Below are 18,153 nucleotides of genomic sequence, written 5' to 3' on the forward strand. Positions count from 1 at the left end.
AACTGTAGTTCTTCGTGCCGTCAACAATTGACCCTGTCGGCCGGCCGTCCGCACACTGAGGCATCCCCCGCCACCGGAACCACCAGCTCCGGTCCAGGGTCCGCCCACCCGGCGGTGTACGCCCAGGCTCGACAGGAAGGTTCCCCATGACGACCGAGCCCCGTGGACCCGTGGACTCCTCCCGGATCCCCCGCTACGCGGGACCCGCGACCTTCGCCCGGCTGCCGCGCCTCGACGAGGTGCCCCGCGCGGACATCGCCGTCGTCGGCGTGCCCTTCGACACCGGCGTCTCCTACCGCCCCGGCGCCCGGTTCGCCCCGGCCGCGGTGCGCGAGGCGTCCCGGCTGCTGCGCCCGTACCACCCGGGGCTGGACGTGTCGCCGTTCGCGGCGGCCCAGGTCGCCGACGCCGGGGACATCCCGGTGAACCCCTTCGACATCCACGAGGCGATCGAGACCGTTGAGCACGAGGCCTCCCGCCTGCAGGCCGACGGCACGAAGCTCGTCACCATCGGCGGCGACCACACCATCGCGCTGCCGCTGCTGCGCGCGGTCGCCAAGCGACACGGACCGGTCGCCGTCCTCCACTTCGACGCCCACCTCGACACCTGGGACACCTACTTCGGCGCCGAGTACACCCACGGCACCCCGTTCCGCCGCGCCGTCGAGGAGGGCGTCGTCGACACCGAGGCGCTCAGCCACGTCGGCACCCGCGGCCCCCTGTACGGCAAGCGGGACCTGGAGGAGGACCGGCGCCTCGGCTTCGGCATCGTCACCTCCTCCGACGTGCTGCGCCGCGGCGTCGACGAGACCGTGGACGCGCTGCGGCAGCGCATCGGCGACCGGCCGCTGTACGTCTCCGTCGACATCGACGTCCTCGACCCCGCCCACGCCCCCGGCACCGGAACCCCGGAAGCCGGCGGCATGACCTCGCGTGAGCTGCTGGAGATCCTGCGCGGCCTCGCCGGGCTCAACCTCGTCGGCGGCGACGTCGTCGAGGTCGCCCCCGCCTACGACCACGCCGACATCACGTCGTTCGCCGCGTCCCACGTGGCCTACGACCTGATCAGCCTCTTGACCCTGGACTCCGCCGTCCACCGCGAGGAGCAGACATGACCACCAGCCCCCAAGCGGAGCAGCACGACGCCCCGTCGCTGACCGAGATCGAGACGTACGGGGTGGAGCGCATCCCGGACGCCGACCGCACCGCCCGCCCGCTCGACCTGTTCCGGGTCGCGTTCGGCGGCGCGAACACCTTCGCCACCTGCGTCCTCGGCGCCTTCCCGATCCTGTTCGGGCTCTCCTTCTGGCAGGGGCTCGCGGCCACCGGCCTCGGGCTCGCGGTCGGCGCGCTGATCCTCGCGCCGCTGGCCGTGTTCGGGCCGCTGAACGGCACCAACAACTCGGTGTCCTCCTCCGCCCACCTGGGCGTGCACGGCCGGGTCGTCGGCTCCTTCCTCTCCCTGCTGACCGCGATCGCCTTCTTCTCGATCTCCGTGTGGTCCTCCGGCGACGCCCTGGTCGGCGGCGCGCACCGGATGTTCCACCTGCCGACCGACGACGGCGTCTACGCCCTCGCGTACGGGCTGTTCGCCGCGCTGGTGCTGACGGTCTGCATCTACGGCTTCCGCTTCATGCTCTTCGTGAACAAGATCGCGGTGGCCGCCGCCTCCCTGCTCTTCGTCCTCGGCCTCTTCGCCTTCGGCGGCGACTTCGACCCCGGCTACCAGGGCAGCTTCCACTCGCTGAGCACCCCCGGCTTCTGGCCGGCGTTCATCGGCTCCGCGCTGATCGTGCTCTCCAACCCCGTCTCGTTCGGGGCCTTCCTCGGCGACTGGGCCCGCTACATCCCCGCCGACACCCCGCGCCGCCGGGTCATGGGCGCGGCCTTCCTCTCCCAGATCGCGACCATCCTGCCGTTCTTCTTCGGCCTGGCGACCGCCTCGATCATCGCCGCGAAGGCGGGGAACTTCCTCGACCCGAACGCCCCGGACTACGTCGGCGGCCTGCTGGCGATCTCGCCCTCCTGGTACTTCCTGCCGGTCTGCCTGCTCGCGCTGATCGGCGGCATGTCCACCGGCACCACCTCGCTCTACGGCACCGGCCTCGACTTCGCCAGCGTCTTCCCGAAGTTCAGCCGGGTGCAGGCCACCGTGTTCATCGGCGTCCTGTCGATCGGCTTCATCTTCGTCGGCCGGTTCGCCGCCAACCTCACCCAGTCCATCTCCACCTTCGCGACGCTGATCATCGTCTGCACCGCGCCGTGGATGATCATCATGACCCTGGGCTTCCTCACCCGCCGCGGCTGGTACGACCCCGACTCGCTCCAGGTCTTCAACCGCCGCCAGCGGGGCGGGCGTTACTGGTTCACGCACGGCTGGAACTGGCGCGGCATGAGCGCCTGGCTGGCCGCCGCCCTGCTCGCGGTCCAGTTCGTCAACCTCCCCGGCCAGTTCGTCGGCGCCCTCGGCGACCTCGCAGGCGGCGTGGACATCTCCCTGCCCGTCGGACTGGGCCTGGCCGCGATCCTCTACCTGGCCCTGCTGTGGCTCTTCCCCGAGCCCCGCGCCGTGTTCGGCCCCGAGGGCCCGCGGCTGGTGCGCGCCGTCGACACCCCGGTGCCGCCGATCACGGCCGCCGACGGCGCCCCCGTCGCCGCCCCCGAGCCCGCGGAGGTGTGAGCGGGATGCGCCTGATCGACCTGTCCGTGCCGCTGCGCACCGGCATGCCGGTCTACCCCGGCGACCCGGAGGTGGACATCCGCCCCGCCCTCACCGTGGCCCGGGACGGCGTCAACGTCCTCCAGGTGCACATGGGTTCGCAGTCCGGCACGCACGTGGACGCCCCCTCCCACATCGAGGACGGCCTGCCCGCGCTGGACCAGTTGCCGCTGAACCGGTTCGACGGTCCGGCGTACGTCGTCGACGCCCGGGGCCTGGCGCCCCGGGCGGCCATCGGGACCGACCTGCTCGCCCGCGTCCCGGCGGACCGGATCGTGCTGATCGCCACCGGCTGGTCCGCGCACTGGGGCACCGACGCCTACCACGACCACCCCTACCTGACCGAGGAGGCGGCCGCCCTCCTCGTCGCCCGCGGCATCCACACCGTCGGCATCGACGCCCTCAGCGTCGACCCCACCCCCGGCGATACCCTGCCCGCCCACCGCATCCTGTGCGGCGCCGACGCCGTCATCGCCGAGAACCTCACCAACCTCGCCGAGGTCCTGGACGCCCAGCACACCGGCCACGACGTCCACGTCAGCCTCTTCCCCCTGCACCTGCCCGGCGCGGACGGCGCACCCGTCCGCGCCGTGGCCCGGATCTCGGAGCCGAAGCCTTGAGCAACGACCACGACACCGTCCTCGCCGCCGCGGACGCCCTGATCGCCGCCTTCGCCGAGGGCCGCACCGACGACTACTTCGCCGCCTTCGCGCCCGACGCCACGTTCGTCTTCCACACCACCGACCGGCGCCTGGACTCCACCGAGGAGTACCGCGCCCTGTGGCAGAAGTGGAGCGAGGAGGACGCCTTCCGCGTCCTGTCCTGCGACTCGGCCGACCGCCGCCTCCAACTCCTCGGCGACACGGCCGTGTTCACCCACTCGGTGACCACCCGCGTCTCCACCACGGCCGGCGAGGAGGTGCTCCACGAACGCGAGACCATCGTCTTCCACCGCACCGGCGGCGAGAACTGGCAAGCGGTACACGAGCACCTGTCCGCAGCGACCGTCTGACAGCGGACGGTTCAGTAGCGCCCCGTAAGTGGCGCTGGGGGTACCCCCGGCCGAAGGCTGGGGGAGGAACTGCGCGACCAGCCACGACGGTGCCGCAGTCGACCGACAACACGACGCGGCACTCCCAGCGAAGCGCTCAGCGAAGCTCGTCGTCCTCGAAGAGCGACAGCTCGGCCCAGATCGTCTTGCCCTCCCCGGTGTGCCGGGTACCCCACCGCTGGGTCAGCTGGGCCACCAGCAGCAGCCCCCGGCCGCCCTCGTCCCAGGTCTTGGCCCGGCGCAGGTGCGGAGCGGTGTGGCTGGTGTCGGAGACCTCGCAGATCAGCGTGGTCGTGTCGTGGATCAGGCGGAGCCCGATGGGGTGGGCGCCGTAGCGGATGGCGTTGGTGACCAGCTCGCTGACCACCAGCTCCGCCGTGAAGGCGGCCATGCTCAGGTTCCACACGTCGAGCTGCTCGACGACCCGCTTGCGGATCGGCGCGACCAGGGCCGGGTCGGCCGGGATGTCCCAGGACGCCACCCGGGTCGGCGGCAGGCCCTGGGTGCGGGCCAGCAGCAGGGCCACGTCGTCGGCCGCGCCGCCCGACGGCAGCAGGGCGTGCAGGATCCGGTCGCACGTCTCGTCCAGGGATTCGCTGTACGCCGCCAGCGCCTCGTGCAGGAGCCGGCGGCCGGTGTCCGGGTCCCGGTGCCGGGAGGTGATCAGCCCGTCCGTGAACATCGCGAGCACCGTGCCCTCGTCCAGCGTCACCTCGGCCGACTCGAAGGGCAGCCCGCCCAGGCCCAGCGGGGGACCGGCCGGCAGGTCCAGTCGGCTCGGGCGCCGGCCCGGACGCATCAGGACGGGCGGCGGGTGCCCGGCGCGGGCCAGTGTGCAGCGCCGCGACACCGGGTCGTAGACGGCGTACAGGCAGGTCGCGCCGACCTCGCCGGGACTGGCCTCGCCGCCCTGCTCCGCCGAGAGCCGGAGCACCAGGTCGTCAAGGTGGGTGAGCAGCTCGTCCGGGGCCAGGTCGATGTCGGCGAGGGTGCGCACGGCGGTCCGCAGCCGGCCCATGGTCGCCGAGGCCTGCACGCCGTGGCCGACGACGTCGCCGACGACCATGGCGACCCGCAGCCCGGACAGCGGGATCACGTCGAACCAGTCGCCGCCCACCCCGGCGCGCGCCGCCGGCAGATAGCGGGACGCGGCCTGCAGGGCGGCGGTGCACGGCAGCGTCCGGGGCAGCAGACTGCGCTGCAGCGCCAGGGCGGTCTCGCGCTCGCGCGAGTAGCGGCGGGCGTTGTCGATGCAGACCGCGGCCCGGGCCGTGATCTCCTCGGCGAGCAGCACGTCGTCCGGGCCGAACGGGTCGAGCCGCCGGTGCCGCCTGAACACCGCGACCCCCAGGGTGGTGCCGCGGGCCTGGATGGGCACGGACATCGAGGAGTGCACGCCGAACTCGCGCGCCCGCTCCCCCCGGCGCTTGTTCCAGGAAAGCCACTGGTCCAGCTCGCCGGAGGTCACCGAGGCCACGATCGTGTGCCCCGCGGTCAGCGAGTCCGCCTGCGGCGAGGAGGCCGGGTAGACCTCGGTCTGCCCGGGCTTGAGGACCGCCTCGGGGACGCCGGGGAGCACGGACTGGTGCGCGATGCGGCGCAGCGTGACCGGCGCGCTCAGCCGGGCCGGGAGGTCGCCGCCGTGGTCCGGCGGGTCCAGCAGGTCGACGGTGACGAGGTCGGCGAGTGCCGGGACGCAGACGTCCGCCAGCTCCTGAGCCGTACGGGTGACGTCGAGGGTGCTGCCGATCCGCACGCTCGCCGCGTTGACCAGCTGGAGCCGCTCCCTGGCCAGGTAGTTCTCGGTGAAGTCGTGGGCGGCCAGGCTCACCCCCCACACCCGTCCGGCGGCGTCGGTGACCGGCGCCATCCGGGCCAGCCAGGCGTGCGCCCGGTCCTCGCCGCCGGTCCGCATGTACGTCTGCACGTCCAGCGGCCGGCCCGAGGCCAGCACCCGGAGCATGCTCCGTTCCAGGTCCCCGCTCTCCGGCTTGCCGCCGATCTCGGTGACCCTGAGCCCCTGGACCCGCTCCTCGGGCAGTCCGATGACCTGGGCCATCGCGTCGTTCATCCGGCGCAGCCTGAGCTGGCCGTCGTAGACCGCGATGGCGCACGGCGACTGCGTCAGCGCGGCCGTCGCCAGCGGATCCTCCGGGGTGCGCGGTCCGCCGCCGTCCAGCGGGGAGACCACCAGCCAGTGGCCGGGCCGTTCGTCGTGGGCCGGGGCGTGGTGGGCGAGCAGCCAGACCGGGATCGTACGGCCGTCCCGGTGGCGGAGTCCGAGGGTGCCGTCCCAGCGGGCGCCGACGGGCGCGCGGGGTGCGACGTCCCCGGCGAGCAGCAGCGTCGCGGGCCGTCCCACGACCTCGTCGGCCGGGTGGCCGAGGAGCCGCCGCGCGCCCTCGCTCCACTCGGTCAGTGTGCCGTCCTCGTCGATGACAGCCCGGGCCGTCGCCGCATCGTCGAAGGGATAGACCCGGCTCATCTCGCCACTCCCAAGCGCACACTCACAGTCAACAGGTGCACCACTCGTGTTCAGGGTAGTGCTTCGGACCCGCTCGTGACCGGCAAGCGGCGGCCGTCGGTCGGTCGGGTCCGGGCTCCGTCCGGGGTGCCGAACGGGGACCGGCCGACGGGACGAAAGGAGAGGGCGGAGGCTTCCGGACCCTTGACGGGCACAAGTGCCACACCGTCAGAATCTGTTTGTTCACGATCAGTTGTGAGTAGTTCTGGGCCCTGATGAGGGAGAGCCGCACCATGACGGTCACACGCAGATCGGTTCTGGCAGCCGCCACGGCAGCCCCGACGGCCGGCGCCCTGCTGGGCGCCCCCGGCGCCTGGGCGGTGCCGGACGCGGATACGTCCTCGCAGGTCACCGGCCGCCGCACGGTCGCCCTGCGGGACGGCTGGCGGTTCGCGCTGGTCAACCCGGGCGGGATCACCGATCCGACCGGTGCCTACGCGGACGCCGCCGACCCCGGGTACGACGACTCGGCCTGGCGGCAGGTCGCCGTACCGCACGACTGGAGCATCGAGCAGACCCCCACCACCGACCACGGCACCACCAGCGGCACCGGTTTCTTCCCGGGCGGCCTCGGCTGGTACCGGCTCGCCTTCACCCTGCCGCCCGGGTACGCCGGCAAGCGGATCTCGGTGGAGTTCGACGGCGTCTACATGGACTCGTACGTCTACTGCAACGGCACCCAGGCCGGCCGCCACCCGTACGGCTACACCGGCTTCGCCTTCGACCTCACCGACCTGCTGCACACCGACGGCAGCACCGCGAACGTCCTCGCGGTCAAGGTGCAGAACCAGCTGCCCAGCAGCCGCTGGTACTCGGGCAGCGGCATCTACCGCGAGGCCCGCCTGGTGGCGACCGACCCGGTGCACGTGGCGCGCCGGGGGACGTACGTCACCACCCCCGACATCACCGCCGAGCGGGCCGTGGTGCGGGTGCGCACGGCCGTCGTCGACGAGTCCGGCGCGGGCGCGGACGTGACGGTCCTGTCCCGGATCACCGGTCCGGACGGCCGCACGGTCGCCCGTACCTCCGGCACGGTCACCGTCACCGGCCCCGGCGCGACCACCGCCTCCCACGAACTGACCGTCGGGAGACCGGAGCTGTGGTCCGTCGAGGCTCCGCACCGCTACACCCTGCACACCGAACTCCGGGTCGGCGGCACCACCACCGACACCTGCCGCACCGTCTTCGGCATCCGCAGCTACCGCTTCGACCCCGACGAGGGCTTCTCCCTCAACGGCGTGCCCACCAAGATCAAGGGCGTCGACCTCCACCACGACCAGGGCGCCCTCGGCGCGGCGATCAGCATCGACGCGGTGCGCAGACAGATGACCATCATGAAGTCGATGGGCGTCAACGCCTTCCGCACCTCGCACAACCCGCCCTCGCCGCAGATGATCGAGGTCTGCGAGGAACTGGGCATCGTGATGATGGTGGAGGCCTTCGACTGCTGGCGGACCGGCAAGACCAGGTACGACTACGGCCGCTTCTTCGACGAGTGGTGCGAGGCCGACGCCACCGAGATGGTCCTCGCCGCCCGCAACTCGCCGGCCGTCGTCCTGTGGTCCATCGGCAACGAGATCCCCGACTCCACCTCCACCGCGGGACTCGCCATGGCCGACCGGATCATCGCCGCGATCCGGGCCGCCGACGACACCCGCCCCCTGGTGATCGGCTCCGACAAGTACCGCGGCGTGCCGAAGGCGGGCTCCGCCGCCGACCTGATGCTGGCCAAGCTCGACGGGCTCGGCCTCAACTACAACACTGCCAAGTCCGTGGACGCGCTGCACGCGGCCTACCCGCACCTGTTCCTCTTCGAGTCCGAGTCCTCCTCGGAGACCTCGACCCGCGGCACGTACCAGGAACCGGAGCACCTCAACACGGGCGAGAATTACACCCCGGGCCGCCGCGCGACCTCGTCCTACGACAACAACCTCGCCTCCTGGACGATGAGCGGCGAGTACGGCCACAAGAAGGACCGGGACCGGAAGTGGTTCGCGGGCCAGTTCCTGTGGTCGGGCATCGACTACATCGGCGAGCCGACGCCGTACGACGTGTTCCCGGTGAAGGCGTCCTTCTTCGGCGCCGTCGACACGGCCGGGTTCCCGAAGGACATGTACCACCTCTTCCGCAGCCAGTGGTCCGGTGAGCCGATGGTGCATCTGCTGCCGATGAGCTGGAACCACGAGGAGGGGGAGACGGTCGAGGTGTGGGCGTACGCCAACGCGCCCTCCGTCGAGCTGTTCCTGAACGGAACGTCCCTGGGCGTAAGGGAGTTCGACACCAAGAAGACCACCGACGGCCGCACCTACCTGGAGACCACCGAGGCCACCGGCGACGACAGGACCTTCACCACCGGCCCCTACCCGGGCAGCTACACCAGCCCGAACGGCAGCGCGGGCAAACTGCACCTGACCTGGCAGGTGCCCTACCGGCCGGGAGAGTTGAAGGCGGTGGCCCGGCGTGACGGCAGGGTGGTCGCGACGGACGTCCTGCGCACCGCCGGCGCCCCGCACGCGGTCCGCCTCACCCCCGACCGCACGTCCCTGGCCGCCGACGGGCGTTCGCTGGTCTTCGTCACCGCCGAGATCGTCGACGCGCACGGCGTGGTGGTGCCCGACGCCGGCCATCTCATCTCCTTCGCCGTGACCGGCGGTTCGCTCGCCGGGCTCGACAACGGCCGCGAGGAGAGCGCCGAGCGCTACCAGGCCAGTACCCGGACCGCCTTCCACGGCAGGGCACTCGCCGTCGTCCGCTCCGGTACGAAGCCCGGGGGCCTCAGGGTGACCGCCCGGGTGGACGGTCTGCACAAGGACGCCGTCACCGTGCACACCACCCCCGCCCGCACCGTGGCGAGCACCCCCGCCCCCGACTTCGGCCCGGACCACCCCGCCCCGCCGGACTTCCCGTACGCGGACGCCAGTTACTCCGGCCGTCCGGACACCCTCCCGGCCGCCATGCTCGACGGCGACCCGGCCACCGGCTGGTCCAACGCCTTCGCCAAGTCGGCCACCGCCCTGCTGCCCGCCTTCGGCGGCGCCCGGACCGCGGACTGGGTGTCGGTCGACCACGGGCGCACCCGCGGCTACGACCGGGTCGACGTCTCCTTCACCGTGGACGCCGGCCACGCCCTCCCCGCCTCGGTCGAGGTGGCCGTCTGGGACGGCACGGCGTACCGGGCGGTGCGGGACACGGCGGTGGACTGGGCGACCGCCTCGGACACCCCGACCGTCATCACCTTCACCGCGACCCGCGGCTCCGCGGTCCGGCTCACCCTGACCAGCGCCCACCCGGGACAGACCTCGGGGGCGATCCGGATCAGCCGCCTCGACACCTGAGGCGGCGGGCGGCCCCGGCCGGGCCGAGCCGGCCGGGGCCGCGCCGTAGGTACCGTGGTGAGTCGGTCCTGACCTGCGGGTATTTACGGTGGAGTACCTTCGCGGTACCGTGAAGGGCATGCCAGCTCTCAACGTGGAGTTCAGCGACCGCGAACTTGAGGACCTCAGGCAGATAGCCAAGGAGCGCGGTACGTCGATGAAGGCCCTTGTCCGTGAGGCGGCTGCCGCCGACATCGCCCGGCACCGGGCCCTGCAGGAGGGGGCGGAGGAGTTCCGCCGCTTCTTCGCGGCCCACGCCGCCGAGTTCGCCGCCGCGTTCCCGGACGACGAGCCGCCCGCCAAGGGCGAGGCCGCCTGACCCATGCCGCCGGTCATCCACATCGACGTGCCGTGGCTGCTCCAGCGCCACGAGGAAGTCATGCCGGAGCAGCCCACCATCAACGACTTCTCCGCGCTGGTCGCCGCCGTCGCCCGGCACCGGGTCGACCCGCCCCGGCTCGGCGTGGACTCCGACGCCGCCTGGCGGGCCGCGGCCCTGCTGCACACCCTCGCCCTGCTCAAGCCGCTGCCCTCGGCCAACGCCCGGTTCGCCTGCGCGACCGCCGTGGCCTACATGTACGTCAGCGATGTCGGCATCGACCCGCCCTACGGCGCCCTCGTCGACCTCGCCCGCGACCTGATGAGCGGCAAGGCCGACGTCTACGCCGCGGCGGACCGGCTCCGTTCCTGGCAGCTCTGACACCTGCCCGGACGTGCAGGCAGAGCCGCCCCCGCGGCCCTCGGGGCCGCCGGCCGAGGGCGGGAGGAACGGGGCCGGCGGCCTGTTTCGCGCGGAAGAGCCGCCGTTCCGCGCGGGGCCTCGTGAGGAGGGCCGGTCATCAGTGGACCACCCGTGCGGGCGGGCCGGGACCGTGCGCGCGGGACCGGTGCGGGCACACGGTTCACACGGGGCGCGCGGAATGGTGAATGCCACCATGAAGGGGCAATAGCCACCGCCGTCTTTCTGACTTTCTGTCAATGCTGTCGATGTTGTACAGGTGCCTTGTTGCTTGTGTGAGACTTGTGCGAGGGTGAATACCCGCGCGGGGTAATGGGCTGGTCCAATTCGGCAGTTGAGGAACGCGACCGACACCGTACCGACACCGTGTCGGCGAATTCCCGCTCCCCGCAGGCGCACCGAAGAGGTACGCCCCACCGCACCAAAGGAATCCGCTCCGTGCCCACCCCCCACCCGCCTCGCCCTTCCTATCCACCGCCGGGCGGTGGTGCGGGGGAGTCCGACGAGTCCCTCGCCGCCCCGCTGCGAGCCGGATCGGACATCGAGGCCTCCCGGTCCGCCGCGCTGCTCATGGCCCGGCACTGGCGGCCCGTCCAGGAATACGCGGTCATCTGCCTGGCCGCCTCCGGGCCTGTCGCGCACATGGTGGCGGCCGCCGCCTTCCACCAGGTCCTCGACCGGGTGGCCCTCGGCGAGACGGCCGACGCGATCCGGCCGCGCCTGCTGGTCTCCGTCCGCGACACGGTCGCCAACTGGGCCGTGGAGGACCGAATAGCGGAGGTTCTTCCGGACCTCGGGAAACCCGCCGGCGGCCGCGGTATGCGCGCCACGAAGTCCATGACCCCGGAAAACCGCACCCTCGCGGAGCGTTCATTCCTGGGCCTTCCGGCGCTCGCCCAGAGCCTGCTGTGGCATGCCGAGGTGGAGGCCGAACCGATAACCGTACCGGCCGGTCTGTTGGGCATGGACACGGCAACCGCGTCGGCGGCTCTCGAAGACGCCCGGGAGAAATTCCGCGAGGGCTGTGTCCGCGCCCACCGGGAACTCGCGCCGTCCCAGGAGTGCCGCTACTACAACCGGCTGCTGGACGTGCCGATCCGCCGCGGCGGTGCCCTGCTGCCGGACGTCCAGGCGCACCTCGCGGAGTGCCCGTACTGCAGGGCCGCCGCCGAGCAACTCGGCCATGTCGAGGGCGGACTGGGCGTGCTGCTCTCCGAGGCGGTGCTCGGCTGGGGGGCCCGCCGCTACCTCGACACGCGCCCGGGGCGCAAGGGCGGTGCGGAGGTTCCCCTCACCCGCGCCGCCGCCCGGCGCGCCGGAGGAGGAGGCGGCCGCCGGCGCGCGGCCGCCCGGACCCGGCTCCTCGCCCGCATCCCCGTGGCGGTGCGCCGCCCGCCCGGCTCCTGGTCCTCGAAGACGCTGCTGACCAGCGTCGGGGTGGCCGGCGCGGGACTGCTCGCCTCCGTCCTCGCGGTCAGCACGCTGTCCGGCGGCGGTGACGGCAGCGACGCCGTCGCCACCGCGGGCCTGGTACCCGGCGACACCGAGCCCGACGCGACGCCCACCTCCGGCACGCCCACCTCCGGCACCGCCGGGCTGCCCGTCGCCGACCACACGACCCGGCTGCGCAACGCCGCCGCCCAGCTCTGCCTGGACATCAACGGCGAGCCGAAGGCCGGGGCGAGTGTCGTGCTCGCGGTGTGCTCCTCGGCCTCGACCCAGCAGTGGACGTACGAGAGCGACGGTGAGCTGCGCAGCGCGGCCGGCCGGGACCTGTGCCTGGACTCGCACGCGGACGCCGGGGTGGTCATCCTCGGCAGCTGCGCCGCGGAGGACGCCGAGCGCGGCAAGGACGTGCGCTACGACCTCACCGTGCAGGGCGAGTTGCTGCCCCGCTGGGACGAGACCCTCGCCCTCTCGACGGGCGGGGTGGACCCCGGCTCCGACATCGTGGTCAAGGTCCGCGACCACACCAGCGGCCAGCACTGGCTGACCGACGCCCCGCTGCCCTCCCAGAGCCGCGGCTCGCTCTCCATCGCCGGGACCGGGGGCGCGTCGGCGCAGCCGGCGGAGCTGGCCGGCCACTAGGCGCTCCGCTGGGGGCGGCCGAGACAGGCCGTCGTTCGGGTGCGGCGCCGTTGTGGCAGGTCGCGCAGTTCCTCCCCCAGCCTGCGGTCGGGGGTACCTCCAGCGCCCCTACGGGGCGCTGTTCTACGGGGCGCTGCTGTCCGCGTCCGGGCCCTGGGCCCGGACGCGTTCCACGTGTTCCAGGGAGTCGCGGAGTTCGGTCAGCCAGTCGTCGGTGTGGCGCTGGACCAGTCGTACGCACCAGGCCAGCGCCTCGCTGCGGCTGCGCGCCACGCCGCCGGCGATCAGGGTGTCCAGTACCTGGCGCTCGGGCTGGCGCAGCCGGGTCATCACCGGCGCGGCCACATGCGTGAACAGCGCCCGCTGTCCGGCACACTCCACGCCCCAGGAGACCTTGCGCCGGAACTGGTGCTCCGCCTCGCCGGCCACGGCCATCCGGCGCTCCCGGGTGCGCTCCCGGAACTCCTGGATCCGGCCCTGCACGGCAGCCTCCCGCTCGGCGTCCGACGCGCCGTCCGCCAGCTTGGGGCCGGGGATGCGCCCGATGACGGTGACCTCCTCGCGATCCACCGTCACGTCGACCAGTTCCTCGAAGAGGTCGTCCGGCAGGCGGCCGGCGAACCAGCCGCGGAGCTTGTCTCGTTGCTCTTGAGTAATCATGTAATGACGATTACTCCGTTGCGGCACAAAGGCAAGGGCTTGCCCGGAAGTCCGCCGACAGCGGAAGCGGAATGTTTCAGGACGATTAACGAGGCGATGGGATCAGGCCATCTGGCCGCTTCGGGCGATCAAGAACCGCTCCGTTGAGCGGCCGACGCGTTCGAATTCCGTGACTTCACGCCACTGATTCAACACGAAAGGTTACTGAAACCTGTGGGTTCGATGTGTGTTTCGGCGGCGGACTCGGCAGAGTGGCGCCCGCCGCCCCGGCACCCACCGGGCCGAGGGCGGCACCCGTCGAATCGAGCGGAAGGATGCACACAATGCGAACCACCGCGCGCTGGGCAGCGACCCTCGGCCTTACGGCCGCCGCCGTCTGCGGACCCCTGACGGGGGCCGCCGTCGCCGCCCCGAGCTCGCTCTACGCCCCCTCGGCCCTGGTGCTCACCACCGGCCACGGCACAGACGCGGCCACCGCCACGCCCGAGCGCGCCGTCACCCTGAACTGCGCCCCGAACGCCTCCGGCACCCACCCGGCGGCCACCGAGGCCTGCGCCGAACTACGCGGCGCCGGCGGTGACCTGAACGCCCTCGCGCCCAGAGCCGACGTGTGGTGCACCAAGCTCTACGACCCCGTCGTGGTCACGGTCGACGGCGTCTGGCAGGGCAAGCGCGTCTCCTACCAGCACACCTTCGGCAACCAGTGCATGAGGGACGCCTACGGGACGAGCGTCTTCGCCTTCTGAGCCCGGGATCGCACGGTCCTCGTGACTGCCGGACGGGTCCGCAACTGGGGAGTGCGGCCTCTGGAACGGGGACCTGTGATCTCGCACCGGGTGCGGACGGGTGGTGTGGGGCTGCCCGTCCGCCCCGGCGTCACCGTCGCTCCCCGGCGTTCCCGTCCCGGGGAATACCGGGGAGCGGCGGAAAACGTCCCAGCAGCCCCGAGGCCCGTAACAGCCGCGGGACCCGGGGCCCTTCGCACACCAGCCGCAGCCGCCCGCCCCGCTCCCTGGCGCGGGCCTCGGCCCGGCACAGCGTCCGCAGCCCCGAGCAGTCGAGAAAGTCCAGCCGCCGCAGATCCACGAGCACATCGGGCTCCGGTCCGGCGGTCACCGCGAGCAGGTGCTCGGCCAGCAGCTCCTCGGTGGCGATGTCGACCTCGCCGAAGACCTCGACGACGAGGTACGCCCCGCTGCGGCGGGTGCGCGCACAGGAGTTGGCGGCGGGCAGCCCGGGGTCCACGGCGTCCGGCGTCATCTCGGCGCTCCACCTCGCTGGGGCGGATAGGGGCCCGGTTGTTACCCGCTGGGAGCGCGTGTCATCCCTGACGTGGGCGGCGCAAGATCAGGTTCACTCGACGGTGTGAACTTTCATGAAGCGGCTTGACCTGGCGCCCCTTTAGGGGTTCGCGGGCCCGCGCGACCAGCCGCAAAGCACCCGCGGACGGCAATGGCGAGGGGCCACCGTCTCCCTGCTGACGGCGACCCCTCGGTCGGTCCCTGCGGCTCGGCTCTGCGGCAGTTACATGTGCACGACCGGCGCCGCGTCCGGGTCCTGCTGCGGCACCCCCTTGCGGAACAGCACGAAGGCGATCACCGCGCCGGCCGCGAACATCCCGGCCGACCACCAGAACGCGGTCGTGTAGCTCTCGATCGTCGCCTGCGCCTGCACCAGCTTGCTGGTCACGTCCTTCCCGGCCAGGTAGTCCGTCGCCGCGCTCGCCGCGAGCGTGTTGAGCAGTGCCGTACCGATCGAACCGCCCACCTGCTGCATGGCGTTGACCGTCGCGGAGGCGACACCCGCCTCGTCGGCCGTCACCCCGCCCGTCCCCAGCTGCATGGCGGCCGGCATGACCAGGCCGAGACCGAGGCCCGTGATGATCAGCTGCGGGAGCACCGCGCTGAGGTAGCTGGAGCCGACGCCGATGTCGGTCAGCCAGGCCATGCCGGCCGCGGAGACGGCGAAGCCGAGCGGGATGACCACCTTCGGTCCGAGCCGTGGCACCAGGACCTGGGTACCGATCTGTGCCGTCACCATCAGTCCGCCGATCATCGGCAGGAACGCCACACCGGTCTTCGTCGGGCTGAAGCCGAGGTTCAACTGCAGGTAGTAGGTGAGGAAGAGGAACACGCCGAACATGCCGCCGGCGGAGATCAGCACGGCGAGGAACGAGGCCGCGCGGTTGCGGTCCATCAGGATGCCCAGCGGCAGCAGCGGGTACTTGGCCTTGGTCTGCCACCAGGCGAAGGCCGCCAGGAGCGCGACGCCGGCGATCAGGAAGCCCCAGGTCAGCGGCGAACCCCAGTCGTGCGTCTCGGCGTTGGAGAAGCCGTAGACCAGCGAGAAGAGACCGGCGGCGACCAGGACGGTGCCCGGCACATCCAGCTTGGCGTTCCCGGCGTCGCGGTGGTTGTGCAGCAGTGCCATACCGCCCGCGAAGGCGACGACGGCGATCGCGACGTTCACGTACAGGGTCGAGCGCCAGTCGAACGTGTCGGTGAGGACACCGCCGAGCAGCAGGCCCACCGCACCGCCGGCTCCGGCGATGGCGCCGTAGACGCTGAACGCCCGGGCCCGCTCACGGGCGTCGGTGAACGTGGTGTTGAGCAGTGAGAGCGCGGTCGGGGCGAGCAGCGCGCCGAAGGCACCCTGGAGGGCGCGTGCGGTGACCAGCATCCCGAAGCCGTTCGCGGCACCGCCCAGCGCCGACACGGCGGCGAAGCCGACGACTCCTATGAGGAAGGCGGTCTTGCGGCCGAACAGGTCGGCGATCCGGCCGCCGAGCAGCAGCAGGGACGCGAAGCTGAGGGCGTACGCGGTGACGATCCACTGCCGGTTGCCGTCGGAGAACCCGAGGTCGGCCTGGGCGGACGGGAGCGCGATGTTCACGATGGTGGCGTCGAGGACCACCATGAGCTGGGCGACGGCGATGACCGCGAGGATCCACCACCGCTTCGAGGAGGCGGCGGCCGGAGGCGCCTCCGCGGCACCCACGGGGGCGTCGTCGGTCAGAGTCTTCTCAGACATGGGGAAACCACTCCAGGGAAGTCGTTCGGGATGTACGGAGCCGCGAACGAAACGGTTTCGTACACATCGAGATTAGAGTACTTTCAGCGAAACGGCAACGTTTCGCTGGGGACGGAGACCGATCATGACCGACGGCATGCTCGCGGCGGCCGGCGCGGACCTCCACTACGAGGTGCGGGGTGCCGGTCCGGCCCTGCTGATGATCAGCGGGGCGGGTGGCGACGCGGGCTACTACTCGGCGGTCGCCGAGGACCTCGCGGACGCCTTCACCGTGATCACCTACGACCGGCGCGGCAACTCGCGCAGTACGGGCCGGAACGGCGACCCGACGACCCTCGACCGGCAGGCGGCGGACGCCCGCGCGCTCATCGAGGGCCTCGCCGGCGGCCGTGCGCTGGTGTTCGGCAGCAGCGCGGGCGCGATCATCGGCCTCACCCTGGCCGCCCGCCACCCCGGGGCGGTGGCCGGCCTGATCGCCCACGAGCCGCCCGCCGTGAACGTCCTGCCCGACGGCGATCCGGCCCGCGACTTCTTCCGTGAACTGGCCGCGGTGTACGCCGGGGGCGGGGCGCCGGCCGCGGGCCGCCGCTTCGCGCAGGGGGTCCGCGGCGAAGGCACGTACCGCTGGCCGGACGACCTCTGGAAGCGGTTCCTCGGCAACCAGGACCACCTCTTCACCGCCGAGTGGCCCGCCCTGGCCTCCTTCGTCCCCGAGGAGGAGGCCCTGCGCTCGGCGCCGTTCCCCATCGTGCTGGGCGCGGGCAGCGAGGACCGCGGCACGTACTACGCCCGCCCGTCGATCGAGATCGCCCGCCGGACCGGCGCCCGGTGGGCGGAGTTCCCGGGCATCCACATGGAGTACCTGCGCGATCCGGCGAGGTTCGCGGCGGCGGTCCGCGTGCTGGCCACGCTCCTGCACTGGAGGGGAGCGGCGGGCGCACCTGCCTAGGGGTGCGGGGCTGGGTACCTGTGCGGCTCCGCCGCGCGGGCGCGATCGGCCCCCACCGGCCTCAGATGTTCGTGCATGCCGTCGCGGCCCATGTATTCCTTGACGGGAATATAACTGTCCAGGCATATTGAACCCATGGCCACCGACACCCTCTGGGCCGCCCTCGCCGACCCCCACCGCCGCGCCATAGTCGGCCTCCTCCTCACCCGCCCACGCCCCGTCGGCGAGATCGTGGACGCCTGCGGCCTCAGCCAGCCGAGCACCTCCAAACACCTCAAGGTGCTGCGCGAGGCGGGCCTGGTCCGGGTACGGCAGGACGCGCAGCGCCGCGTCTACGCCCTCGACCCGGCCCCCATCGCCGAGCTGGACGCCTGGCTGGCCCCCTACCGCCGGCTGTGGACCAGCAGCCTGGACGCGCTCGGACGCCGCCTCGACGAGACAGCGGACGGCCCGGAAGAAACCCCCTCGAACACGAAGGACTGATCCCCATGTCCGCCGATCTCACCGGCACCTACGTCACCCTCGACGACGGCCGCCCCGCCGTCCGCTTCAGCCGCGTCTACGGCCACCCCGTCGATCGCGTCTGGCACTTCGTCACCGACCCCGACGAACTCGCCGAGTGGTTCCCCTCCCGCGCCGAGTTCGACCTGCGCCCCGGCGGCGCCGTCAAGTTCACCGGGGACCCGAACATGCCCGAGTCGCACGGCACCGTGCTCGCCGTCGACCCGCCCAGGAACCTGGTCTTCGACTGGGGCGGCGACGAGATCCGCTTCGACCTGGAGGACGCCGGGCCCGACGGGACCCGCTTCACGCTCACGCACGTCCTGGGCGAGGCGGACACCGCCGCCCGCAACAGCGCCGGCTGGGAGGTCTGCCTCGCCGCCCTCGACGCCAAGGCCCGCGGCGAGCACTTCCAGGGCCCGCACGCCGGAGTCACCGCGCCCTGGAAGGAGTACTACCAGGGCTACCTCGACGCCGGCCTGCCCTCCGGCGCCCCCGTCCCCGGCATCGACGCCTGA

Annotated in this window: 16 protein-coding genes; 12 read left to right on the forward strand and 4 right to left on the reverse strand. The window is 72.4% G+C overall.

Annotation, left to right across the window (positions count from 1 at the left end):
• The first annotated feature begins 146 nt into the window (after nt 1-146).
• Genes speB through ACFZB3_RS05525 form a run of 4 tightly spaced genes read left to right on the forward strand, consistent with a single transcriptional unit; the run spans nt 147 to nt 3,731 of the window.
• Complete coding sequence (speB, locus tag ACFZB3_RS05510) at nt 147-1,115, forward strand: agmatinase (RefSeq protein WP_391370131.1); 969 nt, start codon at nt 147-149, stop codon at nt 1,113-1,115.
• A complete protein-coding gene (locus ACFZB3_RS05515) occupies nt 1,112-2,680 on the forward strand; it encodes a cytosine permease (RefSeq protein ID WP_391370134.1) in 1,569 nt (522 codons plus the stop codon). Before speB ends, ACFZB3_RS05515 begins: the two co-directional genes overlap by 4 nt.
• 5 nt (nt 2,681-2,685) lie before the next feature.
• Nucleotides 2,686-3,339 carry a cyclase family protein gene (locus ACFZB3_RS05520; protein ID WP_391370137.1) on the forward strand — a complete coding sequence of 218 codons (654 nt, stop codon included), beginning with the start codon at nt 2,686-2,688 and terminating at the stop codon, nt 3,337-3,339.
• Entirely contained in the window at nt 3,336-3,731 is a 396-nt protein-coding gene (locus ACFZB3_RS05525) for a nuclear transport factor 2 family protein (protein ID WP_391370139.1), read from the forward strand. The genes ACFZB3_RS05520 and ACFZB3_RS05525 overlap by 4 nt, the downstream gene beginning before the upstream one ends.
• Nucleotides 3,732-3,867: 136 nt before the next feature.
• On the opposite strand, the gene ACFZB3_RS05530 is transcribed toward ACFZB3_RS05525, so the two are convergent.
• Complete coding sequence (locus tag ACFZB3_RS05530; protein ID WP_391370142.1) at nt 3,868-6,255, reverse strand: SpoIIE family protein phosphatase; 2,388 nt, start codon at nt 6,253-6,255, stop codon at nt 3,868-3,870.
• 272 nt (nt 6,256-6,527) lie between these two features.
• Here ACFZB3_RS05530 and ACFZB3_RS05535 point away from each other — a divergent pair, with 272 nt between their 5' ends.
• The 4 genes from ACFZB3_RS05535 to ACFZB3_RS05550 all read left to right on the forward strand — a co-directional run bounded on the left by ACFZB3_RS05535 (nt 6,528) and on the right by ACFZB3_RS05550 (nt 12,495).
• On the forward strand, nt 6,528-9,629 hold the full coding sequence (locus tag ACFZB3_RS05535) for a glycoside hydrolase family 2 TIM barrel-domain containing protein (RefSeq protein WP_391370145.1): 3,102 nt from the start codon (nt 6,528-6,530) through the stop codon (nt 9,627-9,629).
• A 118-nt stretch (nt 9,630-9,747) separates the two neighbouring features.
• Nucleotides 9,748-9,987 (forward strand): hypothetical protein, encoded by a 240-nt coding sequence (locus ACFZB3_RS05540; RefSeq protein WP_351711856.1) that lies wholly within the window; start codon nt 9,748-9,750, stop codon nt 9,985-9,987.
• A gap of 3 nt (nt 9,988-9,990) precedes the next feature.
• Nucleotides 9,991-10,368, forward strand: a complete 378-nt coding sequence (locus ACFZB3_RS05545) for a toxin Doc (protein WP_293991433.1) — start codon at nt 9,991-9,993, stop codon at nt 10,366-10,368.
• A 477-nt stretch (nt 10,369-10,845) separates the two neighbouring features.
• Nucleotides 10,846-12,495 carry a ricin-type beta-trefoil lectin domain protein gene (locus tag ACFZB3_RS05550; RefSeq protein WP_391370149.1) on the forward strand — a complete coding sequence of 550 codons (1,650 nt, stop codon included), beginning with the start codon at nt 10,846-10,848 and terminating at the stop codon, nt 12,493-12,495.
• 123 nt (nt 12,496-12,618) lie between these two features.
• Here ACFZB3_RS05550 and ACFZB3_RS05555 read toward each other — a convergent pair whose 3' ends face one another.
• Complete coding sequence (locus ACFZB3_RS05555; protein ID WP_391370152.1) at nt 12,619-13,155, reverse strand: hypothetical protein; 537 nt, start codon at nt 13,153-13,155, stop codon at nt 12,619-12,621.
• Between the two features lie 323 nt (nt 13,156-13,478).
• Here ACFZB3_RS05555 and ACFZB3_RS05560 point away from each other — a divergent pair, with 323 nt between their 5' ends.
• Nucleotides 13,479-13,901, forward strand: a complete 423-nt coding sequence (locus ACFZB3_RS05560; RefSeq protein WP_391370155.1) for an SSI family serine proteinase inhibitor — start codon at nt 13,479-13,481, stop codon at nt 13,899-13,901.
• Between the two features lie 130 nt (nt 13,902-14,031).
• Here ACFZB3_RS05560 and ACFZB3_RS05565 read toward each other — a convergent pair whose 3' ends face one another.
• Nucleotides 14,032-14,415, reverse strand: a complete 384-nt coding sequence (locus ACFZB3_RS05565) for an anti-sigma factor antagonist (RefSeq protein WP_391370158.1) — start codon at nt 14,413-14,415, stop codon at nt 14,032-14,034.
• Nucleotides 14,416-14,679: 264 nt separating this feature from the next.
• On the reverse strand, nt 14,680-16,185 hold the full coding sequence (locus ACFZB3_RS05570; protein WP_391370161.1) for an MFS transporter: 1,506 nt from the start codon (nt 16,183-16,185) through the stop codon (nt 14,680-14,682).
• A 124-nt stretch (nt 16,186-16,309) separates the two neighbouring features.
• Between ACFZB3_RS05570 and ACFZB3_RS05575 the strand changes: the two genes are divergently transcribed.
• The 3 genes from ACFZB3_RS05575 to ACFZB3_RS05585 all read left to right on the forward strand — a co-directional run bounded on the left by ACFZB3_RS05575 (nt 16,310) and on the right by ACFZB3_RS05585 (nt 18,153).
• Nucleotides 16,310-17,134 carry an alpha/beta fold hydrolase gene (locus tag ACFZB3_RS05575; protein WP_391370163.1) on the forward strand — a complete coding sequence of 275 codons (825 nt, stop codon included), beginning with the start codon at nt 16,310-16,312 and terminating at the stop codon, nt 17,132-17,134.
• A gap of 135 nt (nt 17,135-17,269) precedes the next feature.
• On the forward strand, nt 17,270-17,617 hold the full coding sequence (locus ACFZB3_RS05580) for a metalloregulator ArsR/SmtB family transcription factor (RefSeq protein WP_391370167.1): 348 nt from the start codon (nt 17,270-17,272) through the stop codon (nt 17,615-17,617).
• Nucleotides 17,618-17,622: 5 nt separating this feature from the next.
• Nucleotides 17,623-18,153 (forward strand): SRPBCC domain-containing protein, encoded by a 531-nt coding sequence (locus ACFZB3_RS05585; RefSeq protein ID WP_391370169.1) that lies wholly within the window; start codon nt 17,623-17,625, stop codon nt 18,151-18,153.

This window comes from Streptomyces sp. NPDC008092 (genome assembly GCF_042957285.1).
In the GTDB taxonomy this organism is placed as follows: domain Bacteria; phylum Actinomycetota; class Actinomycetes; order Streptomycetales; family Streptomycetaceae; genus Streptomyces.

Excerpts from the sequence above, each read along its gene's own strand:
- speB (WP_391370131.1), top strand. The coding sequence starts at position 147 with ATGACGACCGAGCCCCGTGGACCCGTGGACTCCTCCCGGATCCCCCGC.
- ACFZB3_RS05515 (WP_391370134.1), top strand. The coding sequence starts at position 1,112 with ATGACCACCAGCCCCCAAGCGGAGCAGCACGACGCCCCGTCGCTGACC.
- ACFZB3_RS05520 (WP_391370137.1), top strand. The coding sequence starts at position 2,686 with ATGCGCCTGATCGACCTGTCCGTGCCGCTGCGCACCGGCATGCCGGTC.
- ACFZB3_RS05530 (WP_391370142.1), bottom strand. The coding sequence starts at position 6,255 with ATGAGCCGGGTCTATCCCTTCGACGATGCGGCGACGGCCCGGGCTGTC.
- ACFZB3_RS05535 (WP_391370145.1), top strand. The coding sequence starts at position 6,528 with ATGACGGTCACACGCAGATCGGTTCTGGCAGCCGCCACGGCAGCCCCG.
- ACFZB3_RS05540 (WP_351711856.1), top strand. The coding sequence starts at position 9,748 with ATGCCAGCTCTCAACGTGGAGTTCAGCGACCGCGAACTTGAGGACCTC.
- ACFZB3_RS05545 (WP_293991433.1), top strand. The coding sequence starts at position 9,991 with ATGCCGCCGGTCATCCACATCGACGTGCCGTGGCTGCTCCAGCGCCAC.
- ACFZB3_RS05555 (WP_391370152.1), bottom strand. The coding sequence starts at position 13,155 with ATGATTACTCAAGAGCAACGAGACAAGCTCCGCGGCTGGTTCGCCGGC.
- ACFZB3_RS05560 (WP_391370155.1), top strand. The coding sequence starts at position 13,479 with ATGCGAACCACCGCGCGCTGGGCAGCGACCCTCGGCCTTACGGCCGCC.
- ACFZB3_RS05565 (WP_391370158.1), bottom strand. The coding sequence starts at position 14,415 with ATGACGCCGGACGCCGTGGACCCCGGGCTGCCCGCCGCCAACTCCTGT.
- ACFZB3_RS05570 (WP_391370161.1), bottom strand. The coding sequence starts at position 16,185 with ATGTCTGAGAAGACTCTGACCGACGACGCCCCCGTGGGTGCCGCGGAG.
- ACFZB3_RS05575 (WP_391370163.1), top strand. The coding sequence starts at position 16,310 with ATGACCGACGGCATGCTCGCGGCGGCCGGCGCGGACCTCCACTACGAG.
- ACFZB3_RS05580 (WP_391370167.1), top strand. The coding sequence starts at position 17,270 with ATGGCCACCGACACCCTCTGGGCCGCCCTCGCCGACCCCCACCGCCGC.
- ACFZB3_RS05585 (WP_391370169.1), top strand. The coding sequence starts at position 17,623 with ATGTCCGCCGATCTCACCGGCACCTACGTCACCCTCGACGACGGCCGC.